Here is a 13,960-nt window from a genome sequence, read left to right as displayed (position 1 = left end):
AGGGATACCCCCATCCAGGCTACTGGAGGTAGCTTAACCCTCTACTCAAAAGGGCGGTTAAAAATGGGGGGCTTACACTAGTGTAGATTAGTTATTGACCCTGTAGTGGCTACAGGGTTTTAAATTGCATCATTTGTACGAAAACCGGAGCCGAGAAAATGAGCAAACCCTGCAATGGGCAGTGTGGTAGTGAAGACTCTGTCGTAGATGACAAGTTTCAGGGACGCGCCACCGCCGAAACAGGTAGCCAGCTAAGCACCTACAAAATACCAAAAATGGATTGTCCCTCGGAAGAGCGAATGATTCGAATGGCACTGACTGGCGTTGAAAACATTCAGTCGCTGTCATTCGATTTATCGGGTCGTACATTGGAAATTATCCACCATGGAGAAACCGGTCCTATTACCAGCAAACTGGAAAACCTGGGCCTGGGTGCTTCCTTGCAGCGGACAGAAGACGCCAGCGCTGAATCCGTCAGAGCGGCTGAATCTTCTAAGGCCAACGAAAGCGAAGAATCCGGCACTTTATGGATACTGCTGGCAATCAACGCTCTGATGTTTCTGGTCGAGATGACGATGGGCCTGATCGCCCAGTCTGCTGGCCTGATTGCAGACTCGCTAGACATGCTTGCCGATGCCGCCGTCTACGGTCTCGCACTTTACGCCGTTGGACACGGAATCAAAATGCAGGTCAGAGCGGCGCATGTGGCTGGCATCCTCCAGCTTATCCTTGCCGCTGGGGTATTGGTTGAAGTTGGCAGGCGCTTTCTGTTTGGGAGTGATCCCCAGTCGTTAATGATGATGGCCGTCGCATCTGTTGCTCTCATCGCGAATATCAGTTGCCTTCTTCTGATCGCAAAACACCGTGAGGGCGGTGCTCACATGAAAGCCAGCTGGATATTTTCAGCAAACGACGTGGTCATCAACCTGGGTGTAATACTTGCGGGGCTGCTCGTTGCCTGGACCGGTACCAACTACCCAGATCTGATTATTGGGGGAATTGTTGGTGCCATCGTATTGATGGGTGCCAAACGCATACTGGCACTGAAAGGCTGAACCATTCGGAGTCAAATGGTCGATTATTGGCCCGTCGTTGGCAATTCAGGGGGAGTAAACATCGATGCACAGTGAATTGAAGGCGTCCGATCTTACGGAGCTTGAGGCGACACGCAGGGCGGAAGGCGCAGGCGATTTCCAGACAGCCTTCACCCATCTGGAACGTGCCCATATCCTCAGCCAGAGGTATGCTCTGGCGCACGCTGCAACCCACTTACGGATGCTCAGACTGGGTTGGCGAACAAGAGACGTTCGTGAAGTGCTGGGGCAGTCTATTCGAACCATTGCCGCCCTGGTCTTTTCCCGAATTTGGGTTCCGTTGGGAAACACTGGTGCAAACATCAGCGCATTTGCACCCATGCCGGTGCCCGAGGATTTGGCAGTGGTGCTTTCGGAGGCGGAGGGAAGGCGTGACTAGAATGTTCGCTTTTGTTTAGGTGCTGGTCGCAAAGCGAACATTCTGTCCCCCATCCCTTCAACCACGCGTAATCCTTCGTCGAGCCTTTGAATGTCTGCGAGATGACACTCCGTCGTATTCGCCCGATTAGCCAAACGCCACTGTTGCCAGTCCTCCTCCGCGCCAAAATAAGACGTTCAGCTAGTCATCGGAAAGTCCACTCCCTTTCCGACCGGGCGAGTGTGTTTTGGGAATAGAAAAGTGCTAAGATCTTCGGAACTGACAGAGTAATTGCATGTCAGAGCTCATGTCCTCAAAGCTTGGTGCTAAAGATCAGGATGTCCGCAAAGAACCGCCCAATCATCTCCCTATTGCTATCACTGCTTCTTGTGATCAGCGCGCCGGCGTTTGCTTTGTCAAAAGTAGCAGGCGGCCAGGCGGAGCCAGCGATGGCGGATTGCGGCACCATGATGATGGACCAGACTGAAGACACCGCTTACTCCTCAGACACAGAACCGGATTGTGTTTCCGCCCCGGAAATGGCCTGTCCAAGCGCCACTGGGCCGGTCAAATGCGGCGTCAACGTAAGCTTTGCCCTACTACCGGGGCATTCTATCGGTTTTACCGACACCGGTTCCCAAACGGTGTTGATCGGCCGAGCGGCCCTTTACCAGAATCCGTTCCTGGCCTCTATTACACCCCCTCCAGAACATCACTCCTGAGTTTTAACCCGGGTTTTTGCCCATCGCGGCAAGCTCTTTGAAGTTAATTCTTGCAACAAAGTCTCGTACTTCCGTTCATCCGTAACGAGGCTTTAACTGGAGTGAATCAAATGCGTAATTCAAATCTCAAGCTCACCGTAACCGCCGCCGTTCTGGCCGGCAGCGTCGCCCTTTTCTCTGCCCTTGCCCATGGCGAAGGCGCCGGCATGATGGCTGGTCATTCCGAACACAGCCGCATGATGTCCTCGCACGGTATGGAGGGTATGGGCGGCATGATGGGGATGATGAACATGATGTCAGATATGTCCCCGGAAGACCGTAAAGCCATGACCGAGGCTTGCATGAAGATGATGCAGGCTCATAGCGACGATGGCATGCCTGGTGGCATGAAAGACAAAGACACCGGCGCCAAATAACCATTTGGGCACCCTCATGAACTGAAGCTCTGGGCCGGGGATGCATGTGCACCCCCGAGCCCTGCACTGCCCATAAGCGATTACAAACGAGGATTTCCCATGAAGACCAAGAAACTCGCCCTGTATACGGGTATAGCCGCTATCGTTATCGGCGCTGGCGCCACCACATTGGCCCTCCAGGCCGACGAATCCGCCCAGCCGTCGGCTTCTCTAACCGAGAGTGAAGAGGCAGGCCAAACCATCACCATCTACAAGAGCCCCAATTGCGGTTGCTGCCAGTCCTGGGCCGAGCACCTCGCGACCAATGGCTTTGACACCCGAATCGTTGAAACCGACAACCTTAATGAAATTAAACAGCAGCATGGCGTGCCACGCGATATGGCGTCCTGCCACACCGCACTGGTTGATGATCTGGTGATTGAGGGGCATGTGCCGGCCAATGACATCCTGGCCTACCTTGAGGATCCGCAATTCAACACGGCCGGCTTGTCTGTACCCGGAATGCCCCATGGCACCCCTGGCATGGAAACCGGCCGGAAGGACGATTACCAGGTCATTGCCTTTAACGCCAATGGCCAGCAACAGGTTTTCCGTGAGCACAAGGATTACTGAGGTCAGCCCTATGAGAGCAATGGTTTCCCGCCTGAATTCAGCAGTCTCCAGACTTTTTCTGTTCGCGTTCGTGGCTGTCATGCCGACCCTGGTTCAAGCCCAGTCTGTGAATGAGGGCCAAGCAGTGAGAGCGCTGACGACGGACTCATCTGGCGCTTTGCTGGTGCTTCGGCAGAGCGGTCTGTTTGCCCTGGATAGCCAGAACACTACCGAGATCCCCCTGCCACCGTCCGATTCCGGCGCCCAGCCCCGGTCCATGGCAAAGGGCGGAGACGAAAGCCTGTACCTGGCAGGGCCTGGCCTTGGCATCTGGCGCTATGACGAGGCCAGCAAGCGTTGGTAATCCCTCAATGACACCCTGCCGGACCTGGGTGTCACGGCGATTGCCGCCCACGCCACCCAACCGGATACGCTCTACGCCTATCTCGGTGACGGCGGCATGTTCCGATCCAGGGACGACGGTGCCGAATGGGTGAAGGTAGACAATGGCCCTCGGGAGCCGGTGCAGGCCTTCCTGCACTCCGATATGCCAGGCAGCATGGAAAGTGGCTGGCTGTTCGCCGGCACCACCCGCGGTGTGGCCCGATCCATGGACTGTTTCTGCTTCTGGGGCGATGCCGGCGAATTGCGAGGAACTGTTTCCGCCATTGATTACGATCCTTGGGCCCCGGAAAACGTCTACGCCGTGATCGAGGGGGAACTTCACCGCAGTTCTGACGGTGGCGAAACCTGGGCTGGCCTTGAGATACCCCAAGCGGTGACCGCTCTGACGTTCTCGCCCACGGAAAGACTCGTGGTCGGCACTGAAAACGGAGAGTTGCTTTCGCAGAACGCCTCTGGCGAATGGGTTCCTGTTTATGAATAAGTGGTCTTTCCCGCTGGTCTTGCTCGTTGCCCCGGCCCTTGTGATGGCGGGGGGCGCGCCAACAGACAGTGGCAGCGTGCCGGCCGGAGTAACCGAGGGCCGCCAGATTTATGAGCAATACTGCGCCGCTTGCCACGGATGGCAGGGTGAAGGTGCGGCCGACTGGAACAAACCGGATGAGAAAGGCGAAATGCCGCCACCGCCTCACGATGAGACAGGCCACACCTGGCGCCACAGTGATGCCATGCTGTTCAGGATGATTGCCGAGGGATGGCGGCATCCCTTCAACAAAACAGACCGCCTGACCATGCCAGCATTTGAGGACACCCTCACCGACCAGGAAATTCAGTCGGTGATCAACTACCTGAAAACACTCTGGACCGAGGACCAGCGCCGCTATCAACCTAACGAAAGTCAGGAATAACGAACAACCCTCCCTCAAGTCTTTGGTAACTGGAAAATGGCATTGAAACAGCTTTTTAAGAAGTGGTCATGGTTATTCGGCCTCATCGGTTTCAGCATTGTGGTCACAGCAATCTTCGTGCTGCCACAGTACCTGAAGCCTGATCTGGATGCCGGTGTTACCTTTTACGCCACCGAGGGATGCGCACCTTTCAAAGGTCAGTGTATTGGGCGAAAGGGCGATCAAACCATCACAGTCGGCTTAGGTAATGAAGCCATCGAATCGATGACAGAGATTCCCATCCGTGTGTATCTCGGCAACGTGACAGCCGACTCCCTGATCGTGGATTTCGAAGGGCTTGAAATGTACATGGGCGCGGTCCGCACCCAGCTGTTACCGCATACCCAGGGTGTTTACCAGGGAACCATTACCCTGCCGGAATGCGGTACCGGCAAAATGCTATGGCGCGCACGGGCCATCATCGACAACGGCACGTCCAAGGAAGGCATCAAATTTGATTTCTGGGCGGTTTAACGAACTAACAAAACTTAGGGGGCTGAATGCCTGATCTTGCAACCTGGGGAATTGCCGCCGCGTTTGCCGGAGGTCTCGTGTCGTTTTTCTCACCCTGTACTTTACCCTTGGTTCCCGGCTACCTGTCGGTTGTTACCGGAGGCGCTCTGACTGAGGCTTCAAATCGGTTGAAGGCGTTCTGGCTGAGTCTTTGTTTCGTGATGGGGTTCAGTCTCGTATTCGTTGCCCTGGGAGCAAGCGCCAGTGTTCTTGGGCAATGGCTGATGGCTTATCGTGAAGAGGCCAACCTGGTGGCTGGCGTGCTCATCGTGTTAATGGGCCTGTTTATGTTGGGTTGGTGGAGCATGCCGGCGTTACAGCGGGACTGGCGCATTGGGCAGTCTCTTGAAGGCGGGCGCCCCACTGCCGCCTTCCTCCTGGGCATCGCGTTTGCCATCGGCTGGACACCCTGTATAGGCCCCATACTCGGGGCCATATTGGCGCTCAGCTCCACCCATGCCAATGCTGAGGCTGGCATGCTGTATCTGGCGGCGTATTCGTTCGGGTTAGCTCTCCCTTTTCTCGGAACTGCCCTGTTTATTGAACACTTTCGGCAACGAGTACGCTGGCTCAGTCGCTGGAGTAGACTACTGAGAGCGCTTGCTGGCTTGGTGCTCGTTGTAATGGGAGTAATGGTGCTCACCGGTCGGATGACACTCTTTGCGTCGTGGATGTTGTCGACGTTTCCGGTTCTCGGAAGGCTTGGTTGAGCTTCCTACAGCCAAACTACAGGGAGCGGTCCATGGCTTCATACTCAAATACTGCGTATAAACAGGTTTCATGAACAAATGGGGCTGCCATTTCGTTAACTAATGGTTTTGCATTGCCGAACGATTGAAGCGGCTCATTGTTCTTCAGGACTAGATTAAAAACCGCTTCGCAGTGGAGGATGGTGAACGTTCGCTTTTGTTCAGAGCCCGGAATGTGACCAGGGGTCGCAATGCGAACACTGGAAGCAACCAATTAACGCTTCTTCCCGCATTACTTCGAAACCTATATGAGGGAAAGCACACTTTTTCAGTATACAGCTATTTCACATTCCCCCTGAAACCAAGCATAAACGGGTTGCAGTAGCCATCTGGGCAAACGGCATCCTGACTCTCGTCCAGATCGCGGAAAGGACTTTGCCGGCAGCTTGGCGCTGATTGCCGATGCTATACATAACTTCTGGGACATGGCATCGCTGATTATCGCGTTCGCGGCCCGTAAGATTGCGCGTCGCCCGGCTGAATAAAAGCTGACCTTCGGCTACGGGCGAATAAAGGTAGGTGTTGCGCTGTTAAATACACCACCTTGATCATGATAGGGCCCTACCTGATATACGAGGGTGTCATGCGGTTCCCAGATCCGCTGGAACTCAAGGGGTGTTGGGTAGTCTGACTTACATTGTTGCACTGATAATGGACGCGTTGAGCGCGCTGCTGACCTACTCAATGCAGAAGGGCAGCGTTAATATTCATGCGTTGTTTTACACAACTTGTCTGATGCGTTTGCGTCAATAGCAGTGTTATAGGCGGAGCTCTTATCTTGCTCTACGACATGCGCTGGGTTGATTCCGCAATCACCATTGGCATGGCCAGCTATATTCTCTACCTGGACCTGACAGAAATTGGCGGGACCATCAGAACACTCATGCTGGGGAGTCCCGAGGATATCGGCACAGATTCCGTCATTGGGGCAGTATCAGACTTAGAAGGAGTTATCGACTTCACCCCGTACATTTTTGGCAGTTGGGTGAGCATGATGCCTCGCTCGACGCCCGTGTGGTTGTCGAGATGAGTGCGTGGAATGAACTTGAGAAAATCAAGGACGGGATAAAACAGGCTTTGGATAAAGAGTTCAGCGTAACTCATTCAACACTGGAATTTGAACACCCTGACTACAAGCACGAGGGGGCAAATACCTATAAACATAGTTAACCGGCGCGCTATGTGACATACCTCATCATGCAGATTCCAAACGAATGGCGAACCACAAAGGCACGAGGACTCCATGCGAGACATGATTGAACCCCATCAAATTTGGGCCTACCCCATCGCTGCTGTTCTCGGCCTTTTAGAGGGCAGGAAACCTCCCCCGGGAAATATGTTGCCAGAGTATCTGCCCGGGACTCCATACCCAGGCTCTTGCTTTATAACAACATTACCCAGACACCGCTGCATCATCAGACCTCGCCAGATTCTCGAAAGCAATGTGGCGAGGTCTAGTTTTCTTTACCCTTCGGAAATACTCCTGCATTTCCAGAGATAGTAACCTACCGGTATCACCAACAGCGCCAAAATAACAGCAGAGATCATCCCACCGACCATCGGTGCAGCTATGCGCCCCATGACTTCCGAACCCGTGCCAGTACCGATCATGATAGGTACCAGCCCGCCGATAATGGCGGCTGCCGTCATCATGATCGGGCGCACCCGCAAACCGGCCCCGTGCAGGACTGCGTGGCGCAGGGTCTCTCGCCTGGGTTTCAGGCCTTTTTGCTCACACGTTTCCAGCATTGCGTCGTAGGACTGGTTCAAATACACCAGCATGATGACACCAATCTCCACGGCAACGCCGGCCAGCGCAATGAAACCTACACCGACCGCAACAGAGAAGTTATAGCCCAGCAGATACATCAGCCAGATTGCACCAATCATAGCGAACGGCAGAGTACCCATGATGATGCCCACTTCCGCAAAACGACGGAAGTTCAGGAACAGCAGAATGATAATGATACCCAGCGTCAGCGGTACCACGTAGGTCAGCTTTTCCTTGGCACGCAGCATGTACTCATACTGGCCAGACCAGGTAACCGAATAGCCCGCAGGCAGATCGAGCTCTTCGTTAACGGTAGCCATGGCCTGCTCCACATAGGTGCCGACATCGACCCCTTCAATATCCACGAAGGTCCAGCCATTGAGGCGGGCGTTTTCACTTTTGATCGCGGGAGGACCATCTTCGACCCGAATATCGGCGACATCGGCCAGCGCAATCCTTTGCCCCGTTGAAGTAACGATGGGCAACTGCTCCAGCTTCTCGGGGGAATCCCGGTAGTCCTGGGGGTAACGCAGATTAATCGGGTAGCGCTCAAGCCCTTCTATCGTCCTCGATACATTGATGCCGCCAATCGCCGAAGCAACAACCTGCTGAACGTCCGCTATGTTCAGTCCATAACGGGCTGCACGCTCCCGATCGATATCCGCCTTGATGTATCGACCGCCGGCAACCCGCTCTGAATAAACAGAGGCGGTACCAGGGATGTCGACCATGATCTCCTCAAGGCGTTTGCCAATGTCCTGAATAATGGCAAGATCCGGGCCCGCCACCTTGATACCGACCGGTGTTTTGATCCCCGTTGCCAGCATATCGATGCGGGTGATGATGGGCATAACCCAGGCGTTCGTTACCCCCGGGAAACGGATCAGGGTATTGAGCTCCTCTTTAAGCTTTTCGGTGGTCATCCCTTCCCGCCATTGATCCCTGGGTTTCAGCTGGATAAACGTTTCAATCATCGTTAAGGGTGCTGGATCGGTTGCGGTATCCGCCCGCCCTACTTTGCCGAATACCGTTTCTACTTCCGGTAAGGTGGCAATCAGCTTATCGGTTTGCTGCAGCAGCTGCCGGGCCTTGCCAATTGAAATACCGGGGTAGGTGGTTGGCATGTACATCAGATCGCCTTCATCCAGCGGTGGAATGAACTCACTCCCGATCTTGGTCGCCGGCCAAAGCCCCACAGCCAGTGCCAGCAGTGCAGCCATAACAGTGGTTTTCGGGAATCGAAGGACCAACTTCAGGACCGGCATATACGCACCGACCAGCAGACGGTTCACGGGATTCTTGTGTTCCGGCAGCACCTTGCCACGGATAAAATAGCCCATGAGCACCGGAACCAGCGTCACCGCCAGAGCCGCACTGGCTGCCATGGCGTAGGTCTTGGTGAAGGCCAGAGGCGCAAACATCCGCCCTTCCTGCGCTTCCAGCGCAAACACCGGCACAAAACTAACAGTAATGATCAGAAGCGAGAAAAACAGCGCTGGTCCGACCTCAGAGGCCGACCTGGCCACGACCTCCCATCGGTTCTCATGGGTTAACGGGGTTCGCTCCATGTGTTTGTGCATGTTCTCGATCATGACGATGGCGCCATCGATCATCGCCCCGATCGCAATGGCAATCCCCCCGAGTGACATGATGTTGGCGTTGATGCCCTGCCAGTGCATGACAATAAAGGCCGCCAGAATGCCAACCGGCAGGCTGAGAATCGCCACCAACGACGAGCGGACATGGAACAGAAAGATAATGCACACCAAGCCCACCACCAGAAACTCTTCAAGCAGCTTGAACCCGAGATTGTTGACCGCCCGCTCAATCAGACCGGAGCGATCATAAACCGTAACTACCTCCACGCCTTCCGGCAAACTGGATTTCAGTTCCTCCAGTTTCGCCTTCACGCCATTGATGGTTGCCTGGGCGTTTTCTCCGAAGCGCATGACCACAACGCCACCGACTGTTTCCCCTTCCCCATTCAGCTCGGCCACCCCGCGCCGCATCTGCGGCCCAACCTCAACACTGGCCACGTCTTTCAGGAGCACAGGGGTACCATTGTCATCGAGTCCTAGTGGAATCGACAGGAGATCCTCACGGGACTGGATATAGCCGGACGTGCGCACCATGTATTCCGCCTCCGCCATCTCGATGACGGAGGCGCCCACTTCCTGGTTTCCTCTCTTGATGGCGTTCTGGATGTGAGCCAGAGGAATACCCAACGCCCTGAGTTTTTCCGGGCTGACCTTGACCTGATACTGCTTCACCATGCCACCAAGCGCGGCCACTTCGGACACGCCTGGCACTGTTTGGAGTTCGTATTTCAGAAACCAGTCCTGCAGGCTGCGCAGCTGGCTCAGATCGTTGTTCCCGGTGCGATCCACCAGAGCGTAGAGGTAAACCCAGCCAACCCCGGTTGCGTCCGGCCCCAGTTGCGGGCGGGCCGAGTCTGGAAGGCTCGGGGCCACCTGGGACAGGTACTCCAGCACCCGGGAGCGAGCCCAGTACATGTCGGTGTCTTCATCGAAGATCACATAAACGTAGGAGTCCCCAAAGAAGGAGTAACCCCGGACCGTCTTGGCACCCGGCACCGACAGCATGGCGGTGGTCAGTGGATAGGTCACCTGGTCTTCCACCACTTGTGGTGCCTGGCCCGGAAAGCTGGTTTTGATAATGACCTGCACATCCGAAAGATCCGGCAGCGCATCTACCGGCGTCTTGTTCAGTGAGTAAAGGCCAAGCCCTGTAATAAGCAAGGTGGCCAGCAATACCAGAAATCGATTACGAACAGACCAGTGAATGATGGCAGCGATCATGATTCGCCTCCGCCATGATTCATGGAACTATGGTCCATCGCCTCAGGTTCGCTTTTGGGCTCCGCTTTCTCCGGATCCATGACGTGCCCCGAATGATCCATCTGTGAATCCATGGCGTTGCTGCCTGATGCCGACATTCGCTGGAAATCCGAAGTCTTGCTGGACTCGGAGTCGATCAGGAACTGCGCAGAGGTCACCACGGTATCGCCAGGCTTAATGCCTTCCAGTATTTCTGCGTACTTGTCGCCAATCCGCCCTACCGTGACGTTGACGGACTTGAAGGCACCCTGTTCCAGCGCCACCACCAGACGGTCGCTTTGTCCAGTGCGGATGATCGATTCACGCGGCACCAACAGGCGTCTTTGCCCACGATCCCCCTGGACCTCCAGGCGAGCAAACATGCCGGGCAGCAAAGCTCCGTCGGAATTGTCAAACCGCATCCGGACCCGGGCCGTCCGGGTTTCCGGATTAACCTCGGGATACACATAGTCCACTTTTCCGCGCCACTGGCGCCCGGGCATGTAATCCAGGGTCATCATCACCCGGCTATCGCCCTCCACGGCCGAGAGCTGGCTTTCAAATACCTCGCCAATCACCCAGACTTCATCCAGTGCAGCAATCGACAAAACCCGGTCTCCGGGCTTTATGAACATGCCCTCGCGAACGTTCAGATTGTCGACAACGCCCGAGCTTGGGGCGTATACGGTCATCGTTCTCTGTATGTTTCTTGTCTGGCGCAGCTGCCGTATCAGGCTAGCCGGCACATTCAGAGCAGCCAACCGTTCCTCAGCGGCATTGATCAGTCGCTGATTCCCCCGGTTCAGTGCCAGGAGCAACTCCTCCTGAGCATTGACCAATGTGGGTGAATAGAGAGTATACAGAGGCTTGCCTTTTTCGACTGGTTCCCCCTCAGCTTTCACGTAGAGCGCTTCGATCCAGCCCTCTACTCTGGGGTGTACGTGCGCCATCTCGTCTTCGTTATATTGGACGTAGCCCACGGTAGTTATGGTATTTGGCAGGCGCCCCTGGATAACGGACTCGGTGCGAACTCCTAAGTTGTTTAACACGGCAGGCGAAATACGAACGGTACCGGCTGGGTCGTCAACGGACCCGGCATCCTCAAACACTGGAATCAGATCCATCCCCATAGGTGATTTCCCGGGTTTGTCGCTTTTAAAATTGGGGTCCATAGGCGCCACCCAGTAGAGCGGCTCCTTTTCCGCGTTACCGACCGCATCTACGGTTGGATCTGAAACCATTTTCGGTGCCAGCCAATAGGCGGCACCCACACCAGCAATCCCGCCGAGCACTATAAAGCCCAATGGACGAATGAAATTAGCCATGATGATCAATCCTGCAAATGGGTCATTGAAAAGGAGGGAATGTTTGAGGCTTCCGTGGTCAAATAACGGAAACTTGCCAGAGTTTTGGCCCGCTCGGCAGTCATCTGGATTAATTCAACCTCGGCGTTGAGTTCGGAAATCCTTGCGCGTACCGCCTCAGCAAAATCGCCATCGTCATTGTTATAGGCGGTCAGTGAGGCGCTGGCCTGCTCTTCCATCTGCGGCAGAAGAGTTTGCTGATACAAGTCAATCCGATCATCCAATCGCTCAATGCGGGCCAACGCCGAGCGCGCCTTCGCCTGGAGCGATCGGATTCTCAGAACCCGATCCGTTTTTTCGGCTTCCAGTCTGGCTGCAGACGCGTTGAGCCGTCGGTCTTGCCGGTTTCCTGTGAATATGGGCAGGTCAAAACCGATACCAATAGAAAACAGGTCTGCCCTGTCCTGGCCGTTCGGAGCTCGGTCACGGTAACCATATTGTGCGAAGACCGACCACTCTGGTTTGTAGGCTTCCCTGGCAAGGTCTACGTCAATGTCCTGTACATCAATCAGTTGATCTGTGGCGCGAACCGACGGGTGACGGATGACAGACTCCACACTGGTCTCCGGCCAGCTGCTGGAAACATCTGCCAATAACAGAGGAGGAATGTTTTCGGCGACCGAGAGCTGGGCCCGCCTGGAACCGATCCATTCCCCTAGAGCTTCTCTGCTGGAAGCCAACTGAGTATGCAAAGCGGTCAGCCGATCTTCAAGCCGAGTCAATTCCAGCGAAGCACGAATAACATCTTGTTGTCTGGAGCCCTTTGTCGCGGAGGTATATCCAGCTTCCGCAACATCCGCCAATTGCTCGAACAGCCCCCGGTTCTGTTCAATGAGGCGGATGCTTTCCTGGGCTTTCCAAAGATCGAGCCATAGGTGGGTCGCCGTTTCGGTGACCTGCGCACGACGATTCTGTCGGAGGTAAGGCTGTACACCGGCCAGTTCTTCTTTCTTTGCGCTAGCCAAGCGGCGGCTGTCTCCACGAGGAATTCGCTGTGTAATGCCAATCGTGCCCTGGGTCATGGGCTCTTGCCCGGTATCAAAAGTATCCAGAGGCAGATTTGCCGCGCCGATCATTACCCGGGGATCGGGAAGCGCGCCCTCAGCAACAGACTCTTCCATCAGCGCATCTTGTTTGTAAGAGCTCTGGCCCAGCCAGGGATCGTTTTCAGTTGCTGCTTCGATGACACTCATGAGCTCCAGTCTGGGCTGGGCCCACGCAGAAATGCTGCTAAACAGCAACACACCCAAAATAGTCTGCTTAGTAAAAAAGGTGCGGATGGACAACTTGAGATCTCCGTGGAAAGCATATAAGAGCGCTTATATTAGATCTCAAAGCTGAAACGAAGCTGAAATTAAGTGCGCACAAATTTTATATTGATCTGGCTCAACTATTTTTATCACTAACAAAAGTTATCAAATCGTTAATAAACTTTTTTTGTTTTTTCAGTCAGGTTTCAGGAACTAATGATCTAATGAAACCATCAACCAAACAGGAGGTGAAATTATGAAATCATTAATAGTATTCGCCGCAGCAGCGACTCCACAAAGAAATGACACGCTATGGATTGTCAGAAGTTGGAATGGAGGCGCGAAGACAGATGATAAGTGAAGAAGGACGAGCCTACCATCGTGCTTTAGAGAAGAAACAAATGGAGCAGAAGGTAACGTACAGCAAATGATAACAGAAATACCGCTGGTGGGCATCAGCGGTATCTACTAGAGGCCCAGTTGCATGGGCCTGGAGCAACAAATCAAGGAGTTCGTCATGAAGAGCATCATTACAGCCATAGCAATGACAGCACTGTTTAGTTCCTTTGCCTACGCCGATTCTGGCTTAGCCGACAGGATTAACGAGGCAAGGAGCTATCCGAACAAGACCGTGGAAACCGTTGACAGGCAAGAACTCTGCCTGAAACATCAAAAATTACACAAGCAGATGAAGGAGGCGGGAATAGCAGATTCAAGTGACGACTAGTACGTTCCGCTTAGGCAGAGCTAACAAGCGAAGCTTGCTTCTCATACAAAGAACGTTGCCAGTCATGAAAATAGCATGACTGGATATAGTATTGATTTACTGGAATCTCGGCGCTAAATTTATTACCGTACCGCAAACCTTAGGAGGGTCTGATTAACGCCTGATTTATCGCTGAATCGCTTTTCAACTCGAAAAAAAGCCATTCAAGCGCGATTTTGG

16 protein-coding genes are annotated in these 13,960 nt (G+C 54.2%); 12 read left to right on the top strand and 4 right to left on the bottom strand.

Annotated elements, in window-relative coordinates:
• The first annotated feature begins 158 nt into the window (after positions 1-158).
• Both MLC70_RS17465 and MLC70_RS17460 read left to right on the top strand, forming a co-directional pair.
• Complete coding sequence (locus MLC70_RS17465) at positions 159-1,055, top strand: cation efflux transmembrane domain-containing protein (protein ID WP_199447948.1); 897 nt, start codon at positions 159-161, stop codon at positions 1,053-1,055.
• 64 nt (positions 1,056-1,119) lie between these two features.
• On the top strand, positions 1,120-1,473 hold the full coding sequence (locus MLC70_RS17460) for a DUF3703 domain-containing protein (protein ID WP_062785117.1): 354 nt from the start codon (positions 1,120-1,122) through the stop codon (positions 1,471-1,473).
• A gap of 292 nt (positions 1,474-1,765) precedes the next feature.
• Here MLC70_RS17460 and MLC70_RS17455 read toward each other — a convergent pair whose 3' ends face one another.
• Positions 1,766-1,945, bottom strand: coding sequence for a hypothetical protein (locus MLC70_RS17455; RefSeq protein ID WP_062785119.1), 180 nt, complete (start codon positions 1,943-1,945; stop codon positions 1,766-1,768).
• A 339-nt stretch (positions 1,946-2,284) separates the two neighbouring features.
• Between MLC70_RS17455 and MLC70_RS17450 the strand changes: the two genes are divergently transcribed.
• The 9 genes from MLC70_RS17450 (at position 2,285) to MLC70_RS17410 (ending at position 6,822) form a co-directional block, all read left to right on the top strand.
• The gene (locus MLC70_RS17450) at positions 2,285-2,590 is read left to right on the top strand and encodes a hypothetical protein (protein WP_011784777.1); all 306 of its coding nucleotides are present in this window, start codon (positions 2,285-2,287) and stop codon (positions 2,588-2,590) included.
• A gap of 99 nt (positions 2,591-2,689) precedes the next feature.
• Complete coding sequence (locus MLC70_RS17445) at positions 2,690-3,202, top strand: DUF411 domain-containing protein (protein WP_011786663.1); 513 nt, start codon at positions 2,690-2,692, stop codon at positions 3,200-3,202.
• Between the two features lie 10 nt (positions 3,203-3,212).
• Complete coding sequence (locus MLC70_RS17440) at positions 3,213-3,545, top strand: hypothetical protein (protein WP_248185650.1); 333 nt, start codon at positions 3,213-3,215, stop codon at positions 3,543-3,545.
• A gap of 96 nt (positions 3,546-3,641) precedes the next feature.
• On the top strand, positions 3,642-4,067 hold the full coding sequence (locus tag MLC70_RS17435) for a WD40/YVTN/BNR-like repeat-containing protein (RefSeq protein WP_248185648.1): 426 nt from the start codon (positions 3,642-3,644) through the stop codon (positions 4,065-4,067).
• On the top strand, positions 4,060-4,491 hold the full coding sequence (locus MLC70_RS17430) for a c-type cytochrome (RefSeq protein ID WP_011784774.1): 432 nt from the start codon (positions 4,060-4,062) through the stop codon (positions 4,489-4,491). Before MLC70_RS17435 ends, MLC70_RS17430 begins: the two co-directional genes overlap by 8 nt.
• Positions 4,492-4,527: 36 nt before the next feature.
• On the top strand, positions 4,528-5,004 hold the full coding sequence (locus MLC70_RS17425; protein WP_248185646.1) for a hypothetical protein: 477 nt from the start codon (positions 4,528-4,530) through the stop codon (positions 5,002-5,004).
• 26 nt (positions 5,005-5,030) lie between these two features.
• Positions 5,031-5,753 (top strand): cytochrome c biogenesis CcdA family protein, encoded by a 723-nt coding sequence (locus tag MLC70_RS17420; protein WP_011784772.1) that lies wholly within the window; start codon positions 5,031-5,033, stop codon positions 5,751-5,753.
• Positions 5,754-6,217: 464 nt separating this feature from the next.
• Positions 6,218-6,277 (top strand): hypothetical protein, encoded by a 60-nt coding sequence (locus MLC70_RS17415; RefSeq protein WP_248185651.1) that lies wholly within the window; start codon positions 6,218-6,220, stop codon positions 6,275-6,277.
• Positions 6,278-6,570: 293 nt separating this feature from the next.
• Positions 6,571-6,822, top strand: coding sequence for a cation diffusion facilitator family transporter (locus MLC70_RS17410; protein WP_248185643.1), 252 nt, complete (start codon positions 6,571-6,573; stop codon positions 6,820-6,822).
• A 434-nt stretch (positions 6,823-7,256) separates the two neighbouring features.
• On the opposite strand, the gene MLC70_RS17405 is transcribed toward MLC70_RS17410, so the two are convergent.
• The 3 genes from MLC70_RS17405 to MLC70_RS17395 are packed head-to-tail and all read right to left on the bottom strand — an operon-like array spanning position 7,257 to position 13,050.
• The gene (locus MLC70_RS17405) at positions 7,257-10,382 is read right to left on the bottom strand and encodes an efflux RND transporter permease subunit (protein ID WP_248185641.1); all 3,126 of its coding nucleotides are present in this window, start codon (positions 10,380-10,382) and stop codon (positions 7,257-7,259) included.
• Positions 10,379-11,725 (bottom strand): efflux RND transporter periplasmic adaptor subunit, encoded by a 1,347-nt coding sequence (locus MLC70_RS17400; protein ID WP_248185638.1) that lies wholly within the window; start codon positions 11,723-11,725, stop codon positions 10,379-10,381. The genes MLC70_RS17405 and MLC70_RS17400 overlap by 4 nt, the downstream gene beginning before the upstream one ends.
• Before the next feature lie 5 nt (positions 11,726-11,730).
• The gene (locus MLC70_RS17395) at positions 11,731-13,050 is read right to left on the bottom strand and encodes a TolC family protein (protein WP_248185637.1); all 1,320 of its coding nucleotides are present in this window, start codon (positions 13,048-13,050) and stop codon (positions 11,731-11,733) included.
• Between the two features lie 481 nt (positions 13,051-13,531).
• Here MLC70_RS17395 and MLC70_RS17390 point away from each other — a divergent pair, with 481 nt between their 5' ends.
• The gene (locus tag MLC70_RS17390; protein WP_153741751.1) at positions 13,532-13,741 is read left to right on the top strand and encodes a hypothetical protein; all 210 of its coding nucleotides are present in this window, start codon (positions 13,532-13,534) and stop codon (positions 13,739-13,741) included.
• Positions 13,742-13,960: the final 219 nt, after the last annotated feature.

Source organism: Marinobacter goseongensis (assembly GCF_023156235.1).
GTDB classification, from domain to species: Bacteria; Pseudomonadota; Gammaproteobacteria; order Pseudomonadales; family Oleiphilaceae; genus Marinobacter; species Marinobacter goseongensis.
This window is presented reverse-complemented; position numbering and strand designations above follow the sequence as displayed.

Excerpts from the sequence above, each read along its gene's own strand:
- MLC70_RS17465 (WP_199447948.1), top strand. The coding sequence starts at position 159 with ATGAGCAAACCCTGCAATGGGCAGTGTGGTAGTGAAGACTCTGTCGTA.
- MLC70_RS17460 (WP_062785117.1), top strand. The coding sequence starts at position 1,120 with ATGCACAGTGAATTGAAGGCGTCCGATCTTACGGAGCTTGAGGCGACA.
- MLC70_RS17450 (WP_011784777.1), top strand. The coding sequence starts at position 2,285 with ATGCGTAATTCAAATCTCAAGCTCACCGTAACCGCCGCCGTTCTGGCC.
- MLC70_RS17445 (WP_011786663.1), top strand. The coding sequence starts at position 2,690 with ATGAAGACCAAGAAACTCGCCCTGTATACGGGTATAGCCGCTATCGTT.
- MLC70_RS17440 (WP_248185650.1), top strand. The coding sequence starts at position 3,213 with ATGAGAGCAATGGTTTCCCGCCTGAATTCAGCAGTCTCCAGACTTTTT.
- MLC70_RS17435 (WP_248185648.1), top strand. The coding sequence starts at position 3,642 with ATGTTCCGATCCAGGGACGACGGTGCCGAATGGGTGAAGGTAGACAAT.
- MLC70_RS17430 (WP_011784774.1), top strand. The coding sequence starts at position 4,060 with ATGAATAAGTGGTCTTTCCCGCTGGTCTTGCTCGTTGCCCCGGCCCTT.
- MLC70_RS17425 (WP_248185646.1), top strand. The coding sequence starts at position 4,528 with ATGGCATTGAAACAGCTTTTTAAGAAGTGGTCATGGTTATTCGGCCTC.
- MLC70_RS17420 (WP_011784772.1), top strand. The coding sequence starts at position 5,031 with ATGCCTGATCTTGCAACCTGGGGAATTGCCGCCGCGTTTGCCGGAGGT.
- MLC70_RS17405 (WP_248185641.1), bottom strand. The coding sequence starts at position 10,382 with ATGATCGCTGCCATCATTCACTGGTCTGTTCGTAATCGATTTCTGGTA.
- MLC70_RS17400 (WP_248185638.1), bottom strand. The coding sequence starts at position 11,725 with ATGGCTAATTTCATTCGTCCATTGGGCTTTATAGTGCTCGGCGGGATT.
- MLC70_RS17390 (WP_153741751.1), top strand. The coding sequence starts at position 13,532 with ATGAAGAGCATCATTACAGCCATAGCAATGACAGCACTGTTTAGTTCC.